This is a genomic window from Natronosalvus halobius (genome assembly GCF_024138145.1).
GTDB lineage: Archaea > Halobacteriota > Halobacteria > Halobacteriales > Natrialbaceae > Natronosalvus > Natronosalvus halobius.
The window spans coordinates 437,687-457,730 of the sequence record NZ_CP099997.1; the positions used below are offsets into that span (position 1 = coordinate 437,687).

The 20,044-nt window shown below is 66.0% G+C and carries 16 protein-coding genes; 10 read left to right on the forward strand and 6 right to left on the reverse strand.

Annotated elements, in window-relative coordinates; translation table 11 throughout:
* On the reverse strand, positions 1 to 1,563 hold the full coding sequence (glpK, locus tag NGM15_RS02130) for a glycerol kinase GlpK (RefSeq protein WP_256498911.1): 1,563 nt from the start codon (positions 1,561 to 1,563) through the stop codon (positions 1 to 3).
* 326 nt (positions 1,564 to 1,889) lie between these two features.
* On the opposite strand from glpK, the gene glpA reads away from it, so the two are divergent.
* From glpA to NGM15_RS02160, 6 genes are all read left to right on the forward strand, one after another.
* A complete protein-coding gene (gene glpA / locus NGM15_RS02135) occupies positions 1,890 to 3,662 on the forward strand; it encodes an anaerobic glycerol-3-phosphate dehydrogenase subunit GlpA (RefSeq protein ID WP_253434665.1) in 1,773 nt (590 codons plus the stop codon).
* Between the two features lies 1 nt (position 3,663).
* A complete protein-coding gene (gene glpB, locus NGM15_RS02140; protein ID WP_253434669.1) occupies positions 3,664 to 4,974 on the forward strand; it encodes a glycerol-3-phosphate dehydrogenase subunit GlpB in 1,311 nt (436 codons plus the stop codon).
* Positions 4,971 to 5,240: a hypothetical protein gene (locus NGM15_RS02145; protein WP_253434672.1), complete on the forward strand. Its 270-nt coding sequence runs from the start codon at positions 4,971 to 4,973 to the stop codon at positions 5,238 to 5,240. The genes glpB and NGM15_RS02145 overlap by 4 nt, the downstream gene beginning before the upstream one ends.
* A complete protein-coding gene (locus NGM15_RS02150) occupies positions 5,237 to 6,706 on the forward strand; it encodes an anaerobic glycerol-3-phosphate dehydrogenase subunit C (RefSeq protein WP_253434675.1) in 1,470 nt (489 codons plus the stop codon). Before NGM15_RS02145 ends, NGM15_RS02150 begins: the two co-directional genes overlap by 4 nt.
* Positions 6,706 to 7,884, forward strand: coding sequence for a Cdc6/Cdc18 family protein (locus NGM15_RS02155; RefSeq protein ID WP_253434678.1), 1,179 nt, complete (start codon positions 6,706 to 6,708; stop codon positions 7,882 to 7,884). Before NGM15_RS02150 ends, NGM15_RS02155 begins: the two co-directional genes overlap by 1 nt.
* Positions 7,885 to 8,026: 142 nt before the next feature.
* A complete protein-coding gene (locus NGM15_RS02160; protein WP_253434680.1) occupies positions 8,027 to 9,658 on the forward strand; it encodes a PQQ-like beta-propeller repeat protein in 1,632 nt (543 codons plus the stop codon).
* A gap of 157 nt (positions 9,659 to 9,815) precedes the next feature.
* Here the strand turns inward: NGM15_RS02160 and cruF are convergent, their stop codons facing one another.
* The 3 genes from cruF to NGM15_RS02175 all read right to left on the reverse strand — a co-directional run bounded on the left by cruF (position 9,816) and on the right by NGM15_RS02175 (position 13,169).
* Entirely contained in the window at positions 9,816 to 10,700 is an 885-nt protein-coding gene (gene cruF, locus NGM15_RS02165; protein WP_253434683.1) for a bisanhydrobacterioruberin hydratase, read from the reverse strand.
* Positions 10,693 to 11,565 (reverse strand): prenyltransferase, encoded by an 873-nt coding sequence (locus NGM15_RS02170; RefSeq protein ID WP_253434686.1) that lies wholly within the window; start codon positions 11,563 to 11,565, stop codon positions 10,693 to 10,695. The genes cruF and NGM15_RS02170 overlap by 8 nt, the downstream gene beginning before the upstream one ends.
* A gap of 104 nt (positions 11,566 to 11,669) precedes the next feature.
* A complete protein-coding gene (locus tag NGM15_RS02175; RefSeq protein WP_253434689.1) occupies positions 11,670 to 13,169 on the reverse strand; it encodes a phytoene desaturase family protein in 1,500 nt (499 codons plus the stop codon).
* A gap of 179 nt (positions 13,170 to 13,348) precedes the next feature.
* Between NGM15_RS02175 and NGM15_RS02180 the strand changes: the two genes are divergently transcribed.
* From NGM15_RS02180 to NGM15_RS02190, 3 genes are all read left to right on the forward strand, one after another.
* A complete protein-coding gene (locus NGM15_RS02180) occupies positions 13,349 to 14,077 on the forward strand; it encodes an SDR family NAD(P)-dependent oxidoreductase (RefSeq protein ID WP_253434692.1) in 729 nt (242 codons plus the stop codon).
* 236 nt (positions 14,078 to 14,313) lie between these two features.
* The gene (locus tag NGM15_RS02185) at positions 14,314 to 14,970 is read left to right on the forward strand and encodes a class I SAM-dependent methyltransferase (protein ID WP_425494490.1); all 657 of its coding nucleotides are present in this window, start codon (positions 14,314 to 14,316) and stop codon (positions 14,968 to 14,970) included.
* Between the two features lie 171 nt (positions 14,971 to 15,141).
* Positions 15,142 to 15,603 carry a hypothetical protein gene (locus NGM15_RS02190; RefSeq protein WP_253434698.1) on the forward strand — a complete coding sequence of 154 codons (462 nt, stop codon included), beginning with the start codon at positions 15,142 to 15,144 and terminating at the stop codon, positions 15,601 to 15,603.
* Positions 15,604 to 15,644: 41 nt separating this feature from the next.
* Here the strand turns inward: NGM15_RS02190 and ppsA are convergent, their stop codons facing one another.
* On the reverse strand, positions 15,645 to 17,996 hold the full coding sequence (gene ppsA, locus NGM15_RS02195) for a phosphoenolpyruvate synthase (RefSeq protein ID WP_253434701.1): 2,352 nt from the start codon (positions 17,994 to 17,996) through the stop codon (positions 15,645 to 15,647).
* 252 nt (positions 17,997 to 18,248) lie between these two features.
* Between ppsA and NGM15_RS02200 the strand changes: the two genes are divergently transcribed.
* On the forward strand, positions 18,249 to 18,941 hold the full coding sequence (locus tag NGM15_RS02200; protein ID WP_253434704.1) for a hypothetical protein: 693 nt from the start codon (positions 18,249 to 18,251) through the stop codon (positions 18,939 to 18,941).
* A gap of 85 nt (positions 18,942 to 19,026) precedes the next feature.
* On the opposite strand, the gene NGM15_RS02205 is transcribed toward NGM15_RS02200, so the two are convergent.
* On the reverse strand, positions 19,027 to 19,926 hold the full coding sequence (locus NGM15_RS02205) for a PhzF family phenazine biosynthesis protein (protein WP_253434707.1): 900 nt from the start codon (positions 19,924 to 19,926) through the stop codon (positions 19,027 to 19,029).
* Between the last annotated feature and the right edge of the window lie 118 nt (positions 19,927 to 20,044).

A 20,044-nucleotide genomic window follows, 5' to 3' on the forward strand; every position in this document is an offset into this window, starting at 1 on the left:
TCAGTCGCCTCCGTCACCGTCGCCGTCGCCGTCATCGTCGGTGGCCCAGCCGAGCGAGCGCTCGACGGCGTCACTCCAGCGACCGTACATGCGGTCGGCTTGTGCCGAATCCATCTCGGGGCTGAACTCGCGGTCGACCTGCCAGTTGTCGCGCAGCCCCTCGACGTCGCCCCAGTAGCCTACCGCCAGGCCGGCTGCGTAGGCCGACCCCAAGGCCGTCGTCTCGTCGACGACGGGGCGGGAAATCTCCGAGCCGATGATGTCCGACTGGAGCTGACAGAGGTAGTTGTTCTTCACCGCGCCGCCGTCGACCTTGAGATCCTGCATCTCGATGCCCGAGTCGGCTTCCATCGCCTCGGCTACGTCGCGGGTCTGGTAGGCGATGGACTCGAGGGTCGCCCGAACGACGTGTTCCTTGCGGGTACCGCGGGTCAGCCCGACGATGGTCCCGCGGGCGCGCTGGTCCCAGTGCGGGGCGCCCAGACCCGTGAAAGCTGGAACGACGTAGACGCCGTCGGTCGAGTCGACGCTCCGGGCCAGTTCCGCCGTCTCGGCCGGGTCGTCGATCAGCGTCATGTCCTCGAGCCACTCGATCGCCGCGCCGGTGATGAAGATGGCGCCCTCGAGGGCGTACTGGACGGGTTCACCCGAGCGCTGGAAGCCGATGGTGGTGAGCAGGCCGTGCTCGGACTCGACGGCTTCCTCACCGGTGTTCATGAGGAAGAACGAGCCCGTGCCGTAGGTGTTCTTTGCCTCACCGGCGTCGAAACAGGTCTGGCCGAACAGCGCCGCCTGCTGGTCGCCGAGCGCGCCCGCGACCGGAATTTCGGCCTCGAGGAAACCGTCCGGGTCGGTCGTCCCGTAGGTGTCCTCGTCGCTCGAGGGGCGAACCTCGGGGAGCATCTCGCGGGATACGCCGAACTCCTCGAGCAACTCGTCGTCCCACTCGAGGTCGTGGATGTTGTAGAGCATCGTCCGCGAGGCGTTCGTGACCTCGGTGATGTGGTTGCCTGTGAGGTTGTAGATCAGCCAGGTGTCGATGGTCCCGAAGAGGACGTCGCCCTCGGCCGCGCGGTCCTGGATGTCCGCGGGCCGGGTACGCTCCATCTTGATCGGGTCGGCATTTTCGAGGAGCCACTCGGCTTTCGTCGCCGAGAAGTAGGCGTCGGCTTCGAGGCCGGTCTTCTCGCGAATCGTTCCGACGAGACCGTCTTCCTCGAGTTGCTCGACGCGGCTGGTCGTCCGGCGATCCTGCCAGACGAGCGCGTTGTGAACCGGTTTTCCGGACTCCGCGTCCCAGAGCAGCGTCGTCTCGCGCTGGTTGGTGACGCCGATGGCCTCGAGCTGGTCCGGGCTGACCCCGGCCTGGCCGAGCGCGCTCGTGATCACCGACTTGGTGTTCTCCCAGATTTCCATCGGGTCGTGTTCGACCCAGCCGGGTTCCGGGTAGATCTGTTCGTGTTTCTCGTACGCGTTGGCGACGACCTGACCGCTGTGGTCGAACACCATGAATCGCGTGCCGGTCGTTCCCTGGTCAACTGCGCCGACGTATGTGTCTGTCACTGGTGGTCACCCGTTGTATCGCTCGGTTGCGAACATCTTTACCGTCGATCCGGTATTACTGATAAACAACACCAACGATCGGTATAAACATTGCCCAATATGTAATTCTGAATTTATGTATTTCTCGAGGTAAACTCTGCGAATCAAACTCTTCGTGGCGAGATGCGCCGAGTAGACGAGTTTATGGGCCGTTTATCGCCCGTACTCGCCTGACCCGCGAGGATTCCTGACACGACAGCTAACTGTCGCGAAAAACGGTGATTGTTATGGCTGTTGGCTGACCACCGATAAAATAATGGGGCGTCGCCCCGTCGTTGAGTCAACGGATGGCATACGATACGGAGGTACTCGTCGTCGGCGGCGGCTCCACCGGCTGTGGCATCGCCCGCGACCTGGCGATGCGCGGGCTCGAGGTGACGCTCGTCGAGCGGGGAAACCTCACACATGGGACGACCGGGCGGATGCACGGCCTCTTACATAGCGGGGGCCGCTACGCCGTGTCGGACCAGGCCAGCGCGAAGGAGTGCATCGAGGAGAACGAGGTCCTCCGCGACATCGCCGGCCACTGCGTCGAGATGACCGGCGGACTGTTCGTCCAACGACCGGAGGATCCAGACGACTACTTCCAGGAAAAGCTGCGTGGGTGCAGAGCGTGTGACATCCCCGCGCGTGCCCTCTCGGGACGGGAAGCCCGTGAGATCGAACCGTACCTCGCCAAAGACATCGAGCGGGCGATTCATGTCCCCGACGGTGCGATCGATCCATTCAGACTCTGCGTCGCGAACGCCATCGACGCCGAATCCCACGGGGCGCGCGTCGAAACCCACGCCGAAGTGATCGACCTCCTTCGCGAGGGCGACGACGTCTACGGCGTCGAGGTCCGCCACGACTCCGGCCCCGGAAAGCGGACCCACCGGACGCCCGGATCGACCGAGGAGATCACCGCCGAGTACGTCGTCAACGCGACAGGCGCGTGGGCCGGACAGATCGGCGAAATGGCCGACCTCGAGGTCGCCGTCCGCCCCTCGAAAGGCGTCATGACCATCATGAACGTCCGCCAGGTCGACACGGTTATCAACCGCTGTCGACCGAAAGGCGACGCCGACATCGTCGTCCCCCACGAGACGACGGCCATCCTCGGCACCACGGACGAGGAGGTCGAGGATCCCGACGACTACCCGGAGGCGGGCTGGGAGGTCGACCTGATGATCGATACCCTCTCGGAACTGGTACCGATCCTCTCGGAGGCCCGCACGATCCGCTCGTTCTGGGGGGTTCGACCGCTGTACGAACCGCCGGGAACCGGTACCGAAGATCCCACCGACATCACCCGTGATTTCTTCCTCCTCGATCACGCTGAACGCGACGGCGTCTCGGGAATCACCAGCATCGTCGGCGGCAAGTTCACCACCTACCGGATGATGGCCGAGCAAATTTCCGATCACGTCTGTGAGAAACTCGGCCACCGCGCCACCTGTGACACCGCGAGCGAACCGCTTCCAGGAAGCGAGAATCTCGAGACCCTGGAGGACGCGATGGACGACTTCGGCCTGCGCTCGCCGATCGCCCGACGGAGCAAACAGCGCCTCGGAAGTCGTTCACAGGAAGTACTCGGAACCATCGATCCGAACCCGGTCGTCTGTGCCTGCGAGGGCGTCACGCGCGCCGAGATCCAGGACGCCATCGAGCAGTCCGGCTCGGACCTGAACGCCGTGCGAATCCGGACCCGGGCGTCGATGGGGAACTGCCAGGGCGGCTTCTGCTGTCACGTCATGGCCAACGAACTCCACCCCGAGTACGACGAGCCGACGGCGCGAGCCGCCTACGACGAACTCTTCCAGGAGCGCTGGAAGGGTGAACGCCACGCGCTCTGGGGCGAACAGCTCTCCCAGGCGATGCTCACCTACGCGCTGCACGCGACGACGTTCAACGCCGACGGCGATCCGGCTCGAGTCGATGGCGACCAATCTGTCGACTTCGGCGCGTTCGACGGCGGACGGCCGGACTCGGCTCGAGGGGGCGCCGGCAGCGTAGTGACTGACGGCGGTCCTCGAGACTCCCAGCGGCGTGGCGAGGACCTGGACGGAGGTGATCGCTGAGATGGCCATCACCGACGACGTACTCGTCATCGGCGGCGGACTCGCTGGTACGACGGCGGCGCTCGCCGCGGCCGAACGGGGCGTCCAGGTACGCCTGCTCACCTACAAGCAGAGCACGCTCCGCCACGCCAGCGGGTTGATCGACGTCCTCGGGTACGCGCCCGACGGCCAGGGGCCACTCGCCGACCCCTTCGACGCCCTCGAGTCGCTCCCGGAGGGCCACCCCTACGAACGCGTGGGAAGCGATGCGGTTCGAGAGGCGCTACTCTTCTTCGACGCGGTCGTCGACGACGCCTACGCGGGCGAGCACACGGACGCAAACGCGCTCGTCCCCACCTCGAGCGGCGCGATCAAGCCCACGGCCCGCTACCCCACCGGCGTCGCGCCTGGGCTCGCGAGCGATCCCAGCGACGCGCTGCTCGTCGGCTTCGAGACGCTGCCCGAGTTCGACGCCCCGCTCGTCGCGGCCCACCTGGGGGACACCGGCGTTCCGTTCGAGGCTCGAGGCGTCACCCTCTCGTTCCCAGGCATCCGTCGGGACGACGCCAAGGTAACCCGATACGCGCACCTGCTCGACCGCGACGAGGGCGTCGATATCGGCCGCGGTGAGACCTCCGCGCGGGCCGCGTTGGCCGCCATCGTCCGCGATCAACTCGAGGGCGAGTCCCGCGTAGGGTTCCCGCCAATCCTCGGCGACGACAATCACGCGACCGTCCGCCGGGACCTCCAGGAGCGCCTCGGCGTCGACGTCTTCGAAGTGCCTTCGGGACCGCCGAGCCTGCCCGGAATGCGCCTCGAGGATCGCCTGTACGACGCGCTCGAGGACGCCGGCGTTCGCGTCACGACGGGTGTCCCGGTCGTCGGCTACGAGGTGAGAGAAAGCGGACGCGGCGGTGGCTCGAATCCCGGCCGAATCGAACACGTCCTGGTCGACCGCAAGGGCCAAGACGTCCCCTACCGCGCCGACGAGTACGTCCTCGCCACCGGCGGTCTCGTCGGCAAGGGCGTTCGATCCGACCGCGAGCGGGTCTTCGACCCCATCTTCGACTGCCACGTCGAGGCGTCACCGGACCGCTACGACTGGTTCGACGGCGATGCCTTCGGCGACCACCCGTTCGCTCGCTTCGGCGTGAGCGTCGACCGCGAGTTGCGCCCGCTCGACGCCGAGGACGACCTCGAGTTCGCGAACCTGCGGGCGGCGGGTGCCGTCCTCTCGGGCTACGACTTCGCCGCCGAGAAGTCCGGCAGCGGCGTCTCGCTCGCGACGGGGTTCGTCGCGGGCAACCGGGCCGGGTCGGAGGTGCGCAGATGAGCCGAGTGGTTCGTTCGCGTGCTGGCCCGGAGGCGGCGTACACGCTGGCGCTGGGCGCAGTGTACGGACCGTACGCGGCCTCGAGTGCGCCCTCGAGCGGTGTGTGCAAGCAGTGGCGGCCCGATCGACGGTCGACCAGGATCGAGACCGAGACCGAGACCGAGACCGATACCTGCGGTGGGGCCAAGTTTCAGAACCAGGCTCAGGCACACGTGCAGATTCAGAGACGGACCCAGTTTCAAATCAACATGACGGTGATTCAATGAGCGACGCGGCACGACCGACCGACGACCACGTCCCGGGCGACGACGAGTTCGACCCCATCGAGGTCTTTCCGGAGGCCGACGACATGGACCTCCGGCCGGGGGCGGACAACTGCTACAAGTGCTCGACGTGCGACACCAACTGCCCAGTCGCGGAGGTCGACGACGAGTTCCCCGGGCCGAAGTTCCAGGGACCGGAGCAGTGGCGCCTGAAGCGCCAGTCCGACCAGGACGTCGACGACTCGATCATGAAGTGTTCGAACTGCATGCGCTGTGACCACGCCTGCCCCTCGGAAGTGCCACTCTCCCAGATGCACAACAGCGCTCGCGGAGAGTACGTCGACGAGCGGATGAGCAAGCGATCGCTCGAGTACTGGCGAAACCGTCTGCTCTCGAACTACCGGCTGATGGCTCACATCGGGAGCAAAGTCCCTCGGTTGACGAACTTCGTGATGGGGCTTACACTCACCAGGGTGTTCAACGAGAAGGTCCTCGGCATCACGGGCGAACGCGAGTTCCCAGAGTTCGCCACCGAGACCTTTCGAGAGTGGTGGCAAGCGCGGGGCGGCCACGAGGCCTCGAGAGAACGAGCACAGACGGCCCGCGAGCGCCGCGGCGAGTCCGGCACTGCAAAAAAAGTCGCGTACTTCCACGGTTGCTACTCCAACTACAACACGCCCGAGGTCGGCAAGGCCCTCGTGCGGGTGTACGAACACTTCGGCTACGAAGTAGTGGTTCCCGAGCAGCGCTGTTCGGGGACGCCGATGTACGCCAACGGGATGCTCGACGACGCCCGGCGAGCCGCCGACACCAACGTCCCCGAACTCGCGGCCGCCATCCAGGACGGCGCCGACGTGGTCGCCTCCTGCACCTCGTGTTCGATGTCGCTTCGCCAGGAGTACCCCGAACTGTTCGACATCGACGGCGTCCAGGACGTCTCGAGCAACACCTGGGAGGGCCTGGAGTACCTTCGCGTCCACGAGGACCTCGAGGGCGAACTCGAGGGGACTCGCGCCGACGTGCCGAACCTGGCTTACCACGTGCCGTGTCACGCCCGCAACCAGGGGCTGGACGGACAGGCCGTCGAGGTGCTGACGACCATCGACGGCGTCAAGGCCCAGGACGTGGGCGACTCCTGTTCGGGTATCTCGGGCACCTACGGCTGGAAGGAAGAACACTACGAGACCTCGATGCAGATCGGCGAGGAGATGTTCGAGCACATGGAACGCGCCGACGCCGAAACAGGCCTCACCGAGTGTCCGACCTGCTCGATGCAGATGGAACACGGGACGGGCTACGAGATCAAACATCCACTCGAGGTGCTCGATGTGGCGCTCGTCCAGGACTCTCCGGGGCCCGTGCGTGCGAGAACTGACGGCGGCGTCGACGAGGTGGACGAGGCGGACCGCGAAGACGAGACAGGCGGACCGAACCACGAAGGCCAACACGAGCCATTCGGAGCAAACTGATGGATCTCGCGGAACGAATCGGCCGTCGGCGAACCGCCCAGCCGCGTTCGGGGTTCGTCCTCGACCGGGAAGTGCTGAGCCCGACCGTCCACCGCAGTGAGCCCGTCGGCCGGGAATCGACCCTCGAGGCGCTCCTGGACGCCGTCGAACCCGCCTTCAGCGACCGCTTGCCGGAACCGTTCGCGGTCGTCGGGCCCGCCGGGTCCGGAACCTCGGCCGTGATCACTGCGCTCTTCGCCGCGTTGGCGGCAGAACTGGGCGACTCGACTCGAGCAATAGGGACGACGACGCGCGCCGGCAGCGACCGGCGGGCGATCCGGTTCGTCTACGTCGACGCCCGGCGGACGACCAGCGCGTTCGCCTTCTATCGGGCCGTCCTCTCGTCGCTCTCGACGGATTCCGTTCCGACCAGCGGCGTCGGCACGGACGACCTCCGCGACCGACTCGCCGCGCGACTCGCCCGGCCCGACCGCCGGGCGGTGATCGCCGTCGACCACCACGACGAACCGGAAACGATCGACGTGGCGAGGGTTCGGGAGTTACTCGAGGCGGTCGACGAGAGCACCACGGTCGTCCCGGTCGGGCGGCGAGCGCCCACCGGGTGGGAGGAGTCCGTCGTCGAGGTCCCGGCCTACCGCCAGCACGAACTCGTCGACGTAGTGACCGAGCGAACCGCCGCGGGACTGGCCGCTGGTACGCTCGACCACCAGACGGTGCGGTTACTGGCCGAGTGGGCCGACGGCAACGCCCACGACGCGCTGGCGGCAGTGTTCGGCGCCGCGTTCCTGGCGACGGAAGCGGGCGCCGAAGCGATCGCCGACCGCCACCTCGAGGCCGCGAAGGCGGACGTGCCTGGCGTCGGCGTCCACGTCGACCGGGCGCTAGCCCTGCCGAAATCGCGCCAGCGCGTGCTCGTCGCGCTGATCCAGGTATGTGACGACGAGGGCGACCGCCGATCGATTCGGGCCCTCGCGGACGACGTCGCTCGCTCGTCGTCGCTGACGAACGGGACCGTCAAGCGGTTTCTGTACGAACTGGCCGACAGAGGACTGCTCGAGCGGGTGTCGATCGACGAGGCGGTTGGGACCGAGGGAGGGAGTGGCGGTCGCCGTCCGAGCACGCTCGAGGCGCGATTCCCGACGATCGCGTTCCAGGCGTTGACGACGGCCCAGGAGTGACCGGAGTGCTCGAGCTGTAAACGGTTTCGCAGTCTAATACCGGGACGGCGAGCGGTTCGACCAAAATTTGAAACAGTTTTGCGACATAAAATCGAGGTCTATGAACCCGATAGTAGTATGACTGGTTCGATTTTCGACCGGTATGCCACGGTGGAACCGCCGTACGGTACTCGCGGGTTGTACAGCACTCACTACTTCGAGCGTTCTCGCGGCGATCGGATCGACGGTCGCCCAGGAGTCGGATTCGGACTCGACGAACGAATCGGAGTCGGACGACGACCCCGACTCTGGCGACGACACTGACGACCAGCCCTCGAGCACGGCCGCGATTGGCGACCCGAACGGCTGGTCTTCGACCCGCGGGAACGCCGCGAACTCGCGCTACCTGCCCCTCGAGGGATCGTTCCCGAAACCGGGAACCGTCGTCTGGCGACATGAAGTTTCGCACGCGTCCGCGTACCACGGCGATTCCGTTGCCGTCGTCGACGGTCGCCTCTACGTACTGACTGGGCGCGAAACGAGCTCGATTCCCTACTTCAAAACCGAACTCCGCGCGCTCGACGCCGAGACCGGCGACATCGAGTGGCAGGTCGACGTCGAGGCGCAGTACCGACCGACGGTACTCGAGGACACCCTCTACCTCGGCGGCGAGGGGAAGGTCACGGCGTTCGACACCGCTGATGGGTCGGTTCGGTGGCAGCGAACGTTCGACACCGACGAGTGGCTCGCCAGCCCGTCAGCCGTCGACGGGTCAGTGTACGTGGTCGCCGGGGGAACGTGCTACGCGCTCGATGCCGCCGACGGATCAGTTCGATGGGATCGCGAGGCGGTCGACGTGGAACCGCAGTACGACGAAGCGGCCGACCCCATCCGGTCGTCGTTCGCCCACGAAACGACCGCTGTCGCTGGCAATTCCCTCTACGCGATCACGGACCGTTTCTCGTCCGACGCCGAGGGTTACGACGGCGGTATCGCCGCACTCGACCCGGAGACCGGCGAGACCCAGTGGGCCGTCGCGCCGGAGGACGGGGCCTCCTACAGCCTGCTGGCTACGGACGACATCGTCTTTGCTCAAGAATCTGCCGGCGACACGGCGTACGGTTACGTCCTCGATGCCGACACCGGCGCGTTCGTGGACGAATCCGAACTCACGAGGGCTGCGACGGCCGACGTTCGGGTCGTACACGATACGAGCTTCCCCGGCGGCGGGAAGCTGACCGTCACCTCCCCTGACTCCGGACCACGCTGGAGCGCCGACAGCGTCGGTTTCCAGGCCCCGCTCATCGCGGGGGAGACGCTGATGGCCGTTCGCGGAGATGGAATCGTCGGCTTCGACCTCGAAAATGGCGACGTCGAGTGGGAGTACCAGGTCGATCCAGCGTTTCAGGGATTCGCTGCCGTCGACGAGGGCATGATGTACGCGCGGTTCGACGACGAAATCGTGGCGTTGCGCCCGGGCGAGGACGATCCGGACGACGGCGACGAAATGGACCTCGACCTCGAGGTGTGCGCTCCCCCCTGCAGCCACGTGAACGGAACCGTTCCCTTCGAGGTCACCGTGGAAAACCGGGGCGACACCGGCGTCGAAACGACGATCGAGCTCGCCGTCAGCGACGTCGACCGTTCGACGCCGATCGAACTCGCCGCCGACGATGGTCACGAGACGACTCTCTCAGTCGCGGGCGACGAGATCGGCGAAGGCGACCACGAGTGGACCGTCACCGTCGGCGAGATGACCGAAACGGGGACCATCGAGATCAAATCTGATCGGTAAGTCGGTTACGCCTCCCGCTGTGTTCGCGCGTACACCGCTCGGCGTCGATGTCGCCAACAATCGATTCGGCGAGTCGGCGCCCGTTCGCGTACCGAGGGCGGCGTAACGGCGACCGGTCACCCGATTCCCGGCCCCTCATCGAGCCGTTCCGCCGGGACTACTCGAGCACTCGGCTTCGAAGCCCCTTCGGAACGGCGTTTGCCACCATCGTGCGATCGTAGCGACCGGTCCGCAGGAGGGCGAGACAGAAGCCGCCAGCGACGGCCGCGGCGATCCAGTTGCCGTAGAGGACGTTGATCGATCCCCACAGGAGCACGAAACTCACCAGGTCGTCCAGGATGAACGGACACTCGCGGATCCGCTCGAGCAGCGCCTCGCGGTCGAAGGCGAGGTCGAGGAGAATCACGGCGACGGTGCCCGAGAGGAGCCATCCGGCGTAGTTCGAGAGCGGAACGCCGTAGTAGATCCCCTCTTCGAACGCCCAGAAGCCGATCGAGACCGCCGCGGGGTCGAGCACGAGGTCGACGGCGACGACGGCGACGACGGCCGCCGGGAGTCGGACCAGCGGGTTCGCGGCCCGCTGGCCGAAGACGAGCACCGTGAGGAGGTAGGCGTTGAGTACGAGCGGGACGAAGAACAGCGGCAGCGCGAGTGGAATCTCTCCAAAGAGCATCGGCCCGAGCGAGATTGCGTACTCGAAGTCGCCGTAGGGCCAGCCGGTACGCACGCCCAGCAGTTCGACGCCGTAGGTGTAGGCCGTGAGCAGGCCGAGCCAGCCAAGCGTCCGCCAGCCGATCCGGGGTAAGAGACCCACCACGAGGGGCGAGCGCATCACGAGCGTCCCGAAGAGGATCAACAGCGGGTTGTACGCGAAGGGGTCCGGAATTACGCCTTCGGCGCTTCCGACCAGGCTGATCGCACCCACCAGCGGGAAGATCACGGCGATGGTGAATCGATTCTCGAGGATGAGCGCCTCAAGACGACGCTGGATTCGTTCTCTGTCTGCTCGATTCGGAGTTGCTGCGGTCCCGTCGTCAGCCATAGAACACCCTCCAGAGCCCACCCATCGTCAGCGCAGCGCCGACGACCGTGTTGATTGCCGGGAACCACCAGTAGGCTCGCGAGACGGCCACGCTCGAAGTCGCAACGCCGAGGACGAACAGCGGGTAGATGCCGAGCAACAGGCCCAGGCGGTAGTCGAGTGCCCCGAAGGCGAGGGCGGCGGTGAGCCAGCAGGCGGCGCAGTAGGCGTAGGTGCGCCGTTTCCCCAGCGCGGTCGCGGTCGTCCGAATCCCCGCCCGACGATCGGGTTCGATGTCGGGAACGGCCGAAAAGGTGTGCATGCCCATCGCCCAGAACCAGGCGCCGGCGAGGGCCAGAATCGGCGGCTGGGAGCCAGAGATGGCGGCGTAGGCGGCCGCACCGGGGGCGATGTAGAGTCCGTTCGAGATCGAATCGAGCACCGGCGTCGTCTTGAATCGAAGCGGCGGGGCGCTGTAGCCCGCCCCCAGCAGGAGGAAGACGGCGATCCAGGGCCACGACTGCGCTGGCAGCCACGGGAGCAGGACCAGCGGGACGAGCGCACACGCGACGACGGCAACGGGAACGAATCGCTGCCCCTCGTAGCGCGCTTCGCGACCGTCCTTCTTCGGATTCTCGGCGTCGATTTCCCGGTCGTACACGTCGTTGATCCCGTACAGGAAGACGTTCGCCGGGACCAGGAAGTACGCGACCAGGACGAGCGCTGCGGGTGAAAGCAGGTCCCCGACGCTCTCGGCGGCGTAGGCGACCCCCACCAGGACCGGTCCGGCCAGGTACAGCCAGAATCGAGGTCGAGACAGCGTCACCAGGTACGCGAGCGGGTCGAGGATCGGGCGGTCGCTCGTGGGGCGTCGGTTGGCGGTCACGGTCGTTCACCCGGCGGCGCCGTCGCTGCCGAGTGCCAGTGTCGGGTCGGCGGGGTCTGGGTTCGGATCTGCGTGTCGGTCGATGCCATCGTGATCACTTCGAATCAGGTATCAGCGTGGTTTGCACCGAAATCCTCGAACACCTTCTCGGCCGTGAGTTCGCCACTGATGAGACACATCGGGACGCCGATGCCCGGCGTGGTATACGATCCGGTGAAGTAGAGGCCGTCGACTTCCTTCGAGCGATGCGGCGGTCGAAAGAGGGCCGTCTGTCGCAGGGTGTGGGCCATCCCCAGCGCAGTACCCGCGAAGCTGTTGTACCGGTCGGCGAAGTCCTCGACGCTGAACGTCTCCTGGAAGACGATTCGGTCGCGGAGGTCGGTTCCCGTGTGCTCGGCGACGTCCGCGAGGACGAAGTCGCGGTACTCCTCGCGGATTTCGGGGGTGTCCTCGAGGCCGGGCGCGACCGGGACGAGCACGAACAGGTTGCTGTGGCCCTCGGGGGCGACGGTGTCGTCGGTCTCGGAGGGGACACAGAGGTAGTAGGCCGGGTCGTCCGGCCAGACGGGGTCGTCGAAGATCTGCCCGAAGTGGTGCTCCCAGTCCGTCGGGAGTACGAGGGTGTGGTGAGCGAGTTCCGGCACGTCACCCTCCACACCGAGGTAGCACAAAAACGCGGAGGGGGCGTAGGTGCGCGACGCCCAGTAGCCGGCGTCGTAGCCGCGCTTCTCGGGCGGGAGCAGGTCCTGCTCGGTGTGGGCGTAATCGGCGTTGCTGACCACCAGATCGGCCTCGAGGGGCCCATTGGGGGTTTCGACACAGAACGCCCCCTCGCGGCCCTTGATCTCGGTCGCCGGCCGGTTCGTCTCGTAGGTAACTCCGAGTTCGTGCCCGAGGTCGGCGATGCCGTCGATGACCCCGCCAATGCCGTCGTCGGGGTACCAGACGCCGAGATTGAAGTCGACGTGGCTCATCAAATTGTACAGCGCGGGGGTGTTCCGGGGCGACCCGCCCAGGAAGACGAGGGTGTACTGCATTATCTGCTGGAGCTTGGGGTGGTCGAAGTAGTTCTCGACGTGACCCTGCATCGACCCCAGCAACGAGAGACCGCGGGCCTGGCGGGCCACGTCGAGGTCGAGATAGTCGCGCAGGCGCTCGCGGTCCTCGTAGACGAAGTGTTCCATCCCGACCTCGTAGTTCTCCCTCGATTTCTCGAGGTAGCGTTCCAGGGCGTCGCCGGCACCGTCTTCGTACGACTCGAACACCGATTTGGTCCGTTCGAGGTCGCGCGTGACGTCCACCCGGTCTCCGTCCTTGAAGAAGATCCGGTAGTGAGGATCGAGGTGGGTGAGGTCGTAATAGTCGCCCGGCGAGCGGTCGAACGTCGCGAAAAACCGCTCGAATACGTCGGGCATGAGGTACCAGGACGGCCCCATGTCGAAGCGAAAGCCGTCTTTCTCGAGGCGGCTGGCTCGACCGCCGAGTTGCTCGTTCTTCTCGATGACTCGCACATCGGCCCCGGCGTCCGCGAGGTAGCACGCTGTCGACAACCCGCCGATCCCGGCCCCGATCACGACGACCGACTCTCCCACGAGCGAGTGCATGGTCCCAAAGTAGTGTTGGATTGGTGATAAACGTGTGCCTACCCACGTAGGTGTCGCTCACGAAGGGGTCTCTCGCCGCCGGTCATGCACTCGAATGACCGACTCCGACGGTCGAGACACTCGAGCAACTGGCCGCGGCGAGTCGATACGCTCGAGTAACTGGCCGCCGTGGGTCGCGCATGGACGAACGGACGGTCGTCGTCACCGGCGGGACGCGCGGAATCGGTCGAGCGGTCGCTTCGGCCTTCGCGGCCGAGGCGTGGACGGTCGTCGTCGGGGCTCGAGATGTCGCCCAACTCGAGGAGACGGTCGCGGACATCACCTCGGAGACCGACGGCACCGTCACGGGCCTCCGGACCGACGTCCGCGACGAGTTCGACTGCGAGCGATTGATGGAGACTGCCTCGAGAACCGGACCCGGGAGCGGAATCGACGTCGTCGTCGCCTGTGCCGGCGTCTACCACGGCGGCCCAGGGACGACGCCTCTCGACGACGAATCCTACAGCCGGTTCGACGATCACTGGCGGACGAACGCGCGCGGCGTGTTCGCCACGGTTACGGAAGCCCTGCCGCATTTGAGCGACGGCGCCCGGGTACTCGTGCCGACGGGTTCAGTTACCCGCGACGGGAATCCAGGCTACGGCTCCTACGCCGTCTCGAAAGCGGGCGCCGAGGCGGTCATTCGCGGGTTCGCCGCCGACACCGATTCCGTCGTCGGCTGTCTCGATCCAGGACAGGTCGCGACGGACCTCACTGGTGGCGAGGGTCGAGACCCCGAGTCGGTAGCCGAGCTCTTCGTCTGGGCGGCGACGGAGTGCGATCCGGACGTACTCGACGGCGAGATCGTCGGTCTCGCCGACTGGAAGCGGGCGACGAGGGACGAGACGACTGGCGGGATCGACAGGTAGAACGCAACCGGCGAGATCGACGGACAGGGACGACCTCGAGACCACAGGTGTTTACGGTCCCACGCCGTACGCCCGGTATGACGAGACTGTCGGCGGCCACCCGGTGGATACGAGCGACCATCGACCGCCAGCGCGAAACGCTCGCGGACGAGGGCACGCTCACCTACCTTCGTACCCGCCCGCAGGCCGCCCTCGGCGCCTTCGGTACCCTGTTACTCTCGATGGACTCGAGGCGAATGGACCCCGACGAGGTCCAGGAACGCTGGGCGAAGCGCTCGGGCGTCTACTCGCCGGAGTTCTACGCTGACATGGGGACGACCGGCGGCACGGAATCGATCCGATCGGTGCTCGACGCGCGCGTCGACCGCGACGCGACGATCCTGGAGGTTGGCTGCAGCGCCGGTCGTCACCTCGACCACCTCCGTGAACACGGCTACGAAAACCTCCACGGGATCGACCTGAACGAGGACGCTAGCGAAGTCATGGCCGAGCGGTATCCCGAGTTGGCCGAGGACGGCACGTTCTACTGGGAACCGCTCGAGGACGTCCTCCCGCGACTCCAGGACGGCCAGTTCGATGTCGTTTTTTCGGTGGAGGCCCTCCAGCACATCCATCCCAACAATGAGTGGGTCTTCGGCGAAATCGCCCGCGTGACCGACAACCTGCTTGTGACGAAGGAGAACGAACCCGACGGCGATCAGCTGTTGCGGACTACGCAGGTCGAGGACTTTCCGCTCTATTTCAGGCAGTGGAAGCCGATTTTCACTGATCTGGGATTTACCCAGCTGGCACGAACCGAAGACAGCGTCGACACGCTGCGGGTGTTTTACCGGGAGAGCGAGCCAGTAGCTGAGACGGGTGTCGATGTTGGCGAACTCGAGCAGGCACACTGAGACGCTCGACTCCTCCTGCCGACACCTCCTCGCGTCCACTGCACCGATTTCTACACGCCTCCTGAGGGCGACTGCACCGCGTTTCTGCACGTCTCCCCTCCGACGGGTTCCTCGTGTACGACGTGGCCACGTCCGAAAAATTATAGCTCACTATCACGAACCCGAGTACGTATGGACTCGACCGATCGTCCGATGCTGATGGCGACGCTAGTCTACATCGGGTCAGTTCTCCTCGTCGGACTCCCCTCGATGTTCGTGCTGCACCTGCTGTTGTCTGATTTGCTCGTAGCCCTCGACTACGACCACCTGGTGACCGGCGGGGGCAGCGGCCTCCTGTTGGTGGGCGTCTCGCTGCTCCTGGGCCTCCAGCTCGCCGTCGAGGCTGCTGCGATCCAGTTAGGTGGCCTCGAGACACTCGGACGAGGGTCGCGGCGGGTCGCGATGGCTCGGTTCCTGGTCCTCACACTCGGCGTCTTCGCGGTCCTCGCCGGGGCTACCTGGATCGGATTCTCGACGGCGGTCGCCGGGTTCGGCTGGTCAGCGGTGATTCTCGGACTCCTCGTTGGGTTCGCCGGTGTCGCCGTCCTCTATCGTGGCGCGAGCGCGTTCCTCGACGGATTTCGCCGCAGTTGATAGCTGAAAAATTGAGTACGAATCGGAAGCCGAATCGGGTTTTAGCGTACGGACTCGAGCAACAGCTTCTGTTCCACGCGCTTGACCTCGTGTTGCACATCGCGGACGGCGTCGATGTTCGCCGAAATCGAGCTGACGCCCTCGTTGACGAGGAACCGGACCATCTCGGGTTTCGAGCCCGCCTGGCCGCAGATGCTCGTATCGATGTCGTGTTCGCGGCAGGTCTCGATCACGTCGCCGATCAGGCGCAAGACGGCCGGGTGGAGTTCGTTGAACCGGTCGGCGACGTTCTCGTTGTTCCGGTCGACCGCGAGGGTGTACTGGGTGAGGTCGTTCGTCCCGAAGGAGGCGAAGTCGATGCCCGTCTCGGCCATATCGCCGACCGAGAGCGCCGAGGCTGGCGTCTCGATCATCACGCCCCATTTGCGCTTCTCGGGGTCGATGCCTGCCTCTTGCATGAGCCGCTTGGCCTGGAAGACGTCCCCGGCGTCGTTGACCAGCGGGAACATGATCTCGACGTTGTCGTAGCCCATCTCGAACAGGCGGCGGAACGCCTCGAGTTCGTAGGCGAAGACGTCCGGGCGGTCGAGGCTGCGACGGATGCCGCGGTAGCCGAGCATCGGGTTGTGCTCGGCGGGTTCGCCCTCGCCACCTTCGAGTTCACGGAACTCGTCAGTTGGGGCGTCGAGGGTGCGAACGCGGACGGGGCGCGGGTAGAACTCGTCGGCGACCGTCCGGATGCCTTCGATGAGTTCGCCGACGTAGGCGTTCTCGCCGTTGTCCTCGATGTACTTCGCGGGTGTCTTGCCGAGCGAGAGAATCATGTGCTCGATGCGCAGCAGGCCGACGCCGTCGGCACCGGTGGCGGCCGCCCGGTTGGCAGCCTCCGGAATCGAGACGTTGACCTTGACCTCCGTGGCCGTCATCGGCTTGACCGGCGACTGTGGCCGGACCTCCTCGACGGGTTCGCGATCGTCCTCGCGCTCGCTCGCCCCCTCGAGGACCGTTCCCTTGTCGCCGTCGAGGGTGACGATTTGTCCGTCCTCCAGGACAGTACTCGCGTTCTGGGTGCCGACGATGGCGGGGACGCCGAGTTCTCGCGAGACGATGGCGGCGTGGCTGGTCATGCCGCCCTCGTCGGTGACGATGCCGGAGGCGCGTTTCATCGCCGGCACCATGTCGGGCGTGGTCATCTCGGTGACAATGATGTCGCCCGATTCGACCTTGTCGAGTTCGTCGAGTTTGCGGACGATCCGGACGGCGCCGCTGGCGGTGCCGGGGCTCGACCCGAGGCCGTCGACGATGACCTCGCCGCTTTTCGGTCCCGAGTCGCCGGATTTGCCGCCGGCGATTGCCTGGGAGCCACTGCCGTCGGTGATGCCGGTCGCCGCGTCCGCCTCGATTCCGGCCTGGTCGAGCCCCGAGGTTTCGACGTCGGGGTCGAACCCGCCGTCGATGGTCGTGATCGGCCGTGACTGGAGCATGTAGATGACGCCATCGACCATCGCCCACTCGACGTCCTGGGGCGTGTCGTAGTGCGATTCGACGCGTTCGCCGAGTTCGACCAGTTGCTCGAGGTCGCGATCGGAGAGCACCCGTGCGTTCCGACGGTCCTCGTCTACCTCGCGCTCGACGGTTTCGCCCGTCTCCTCGTCCTTGACGTGCATCACTTTCTTCTCGGCGACGGTGACGTCGATCGAGCCGTCCTCGCGGGAGACGACGTAGTTGTCCGGGGAGACGGCCCCGGAGACGACGGCCTCGCCCAGTCCCCAGGCAGCCTCGATGATCATGGTGGGGTCGCCGGTCGAGGGGTGACTCGTGAACATGACGCCCGAGGTCTCGGCGTCGACCATCTGCTGGACGACGACGGCGATGTTGACGACGGAGTGGTCGAAGCCCTGCTCCTGTCGGTAGTAGATTGCCCGCTGAGTGAACAGCGAGGCCCAGCACCGGCGGACGCGGTCGAGCAGGTCGTCCTCGGTGATGTTCAGGAACGTCTCCTGTTGTCCGGCGAAGGAGGCGTCCGGGAGGTCCTCGGCCGTCGCCGACGAGCGAACGGCGACGAAGGCTTCTTCGTCACCCTCAATCTCGCGGTAGGATTCGAGGATTTCCTCGCGAAGTTCGTCGGGAAACGGCGTCTCGAGGATGAGGTCCTGGGCGCCGTCGGCCGCGCTCGCGAGCGCGGCCGAGTCCTCGACGTCGACGTCGACGACCTCGAACAGTTCCTCGTCGATGCCGGCGTCCTCGATGAAGCGTCGATAGGTCCCGGCGGTGACGACGAACCCGGGTGGGACGGGCAACCCAGCATCCGTGAGTTCCCCGAGGGAGGCTCCTTTGCCGCCGACGGTCTCGATGTCGTCGGCGCTGATCTCGTCCAGCCAGAGTACTGCCATCTGTGTCTTCGTGGACACCGCATCGAATAAAGAAGGTTGCGAACAATGCTTACAATTTCCAACTCGAAACCGAATGAACTTCTCGAACGGTGGTGAGTTCGGTCGAACGGGCGGAACCGGCCGATTCTCCCGCGAATGCGCGTATAGAGCGGTATTCGTGGGTTCATAAGCGATCTTCATTACTGGGTAAACACGTCCCGCTCCGATGAAGTCCCGAAGTGACTATACCGCTCGAGTGAGAGTCTCTCGCGTATGGACCTTGCGAAGGTACTCACGCGGACGCTCCAGTATCGGGCTATCGTGACTGGCTCGCTGGTCGGCGGGCTCGTTCTCGTCGCTCTCGGCCTCACCGTCGGCCTGTCGGGATCGATCGGCGCGTTGTTCTCGGATCCGACCAGTCCGGGGGAGGCGCTCGAGGTGACGAGTCCGGTGATCACCGTGATCCTCGTACTTCTCGGGATCGCCATCTGGCAGTTCGGTCGAACGTTCGCGCTCCTGTACACCGTACCAGTGGCCGCGGGCGAGGAGGCCGCCCGCCAGTTCGATCGACAGACCCTCAAGAGCGACATTCTGCAGGGCCTCGACGGCCGGCTGACGGACCTCGAGGAGGACATCGCGGAGACGCGCCGGAGCGTCCAGGAACTCAAGCGCGAGGAACACGCCGCGAGTTTCGACGAGGGGACGGCACTCGAGACCGGCGTGAGCGACGAACCGTCGGCGCTCGAGTCCGGTTCTTCGACCGACGGTGCCGCGGGGCGTCGTCCGCTCGACCGCGAGGGCTCTCGAACGAACGAGGGAACGACCTCGCGTTCTCGGTCGGAATCGGATTCGTCGACCGCCACGGGACGGCCCGATTCGACCGGATCGGGGTCGACCCACTCGAACGACCGTGAGCGCGGCGACGCGGACTCGAACTCGAACCAGGGATCCGATCCGCTGCCCTGACGGCCCTCTCTTCACGGGCGTTCGCCTCGCCACGTCCTGGACCGACAGTCTGGCCTCGAGGGTCCCCTCCGTCTCGGATCGACGATCAGGCCTCGAGGATGTCGTCCGCCTCGGCCTCGGGAACCTGCAACGAGCCGTCCAGGACGGTCACCGCTCGGCCGCCGACCTGCACCTGGTCGCCGACGCGGACGCGAACGAGTCCGGGCCGGTCGACGTAGTGACCCTGCTCGAGACGTAGTTCCTCAGGGAAGTCGTCGAACGCGCCGAAGTGCTCGAGGTAAGCGCCGCAGGCGCCGCTCGCGGTGCCGGTCACGGGATCCTCCGGGACGCCGGCCCCCGGGGCGAACGCTCGGCCGTGGAGGGTCGACTCGGCCTCGAGCGCGTCGAACGTGAACAGGTAGACGCCCGCGGCGCCGACGCGGTCGGCGAGCGTCGCCACGGCGTTCGCGTCCGGCTCGGCCCCGCCCACGTCCGAGAGGTAGGTGATCGGGACCTGCAGGAACGGGAGGCCGGTCGAAGAGACCGCCAGCGGGAGGTCCGCGGAGACGCCCTCGAGCCCAGCCTGGTTGACGCCCAGCGCGTCGGCGACGTCCCCGTACTCGAGGTCGACCTCGCGAATCGTTGGGGCGTCCTGGGTCATCCAGACGGTGCCGTCGGCTTCGACGTCGATCTCGAGGACCCCCACGTTCGCCTCGAGGGTCGAAGTTCCGGGCTCGATGTCGCCGTGTTCGGCGAGCCAGGCGAAGCTGGCGATGGTCGCGTGCCCGCAGAGGTCGACCTCCTGGGTGGGGGTAAAGTAGCGGATTCGACGGTCGGCGTCGTCGCTCTCGAGGAGGAACGCCGTCTCGCTGACGGCCATCTCGTTGGCGATGGCCTGCATCTGCGTCTCCGAGAGGTCGTTCGCGTTCGGGACGACGCCGGCGGGGTTGCCGGCTAGCGGTTCGTCGGTGAACGCGTCGACCTGCAGTATGCGTCTCGTCTCCATGCTGGCGGCGACGGCTGACAGCCAAATGAATCCACCGACGGCCGGATCTCACGAAAAGATAGACGTCATTGGTTGACCCTCGCGAAGAGGTGGACGCATCGGTCGATGGCTCGAGGGC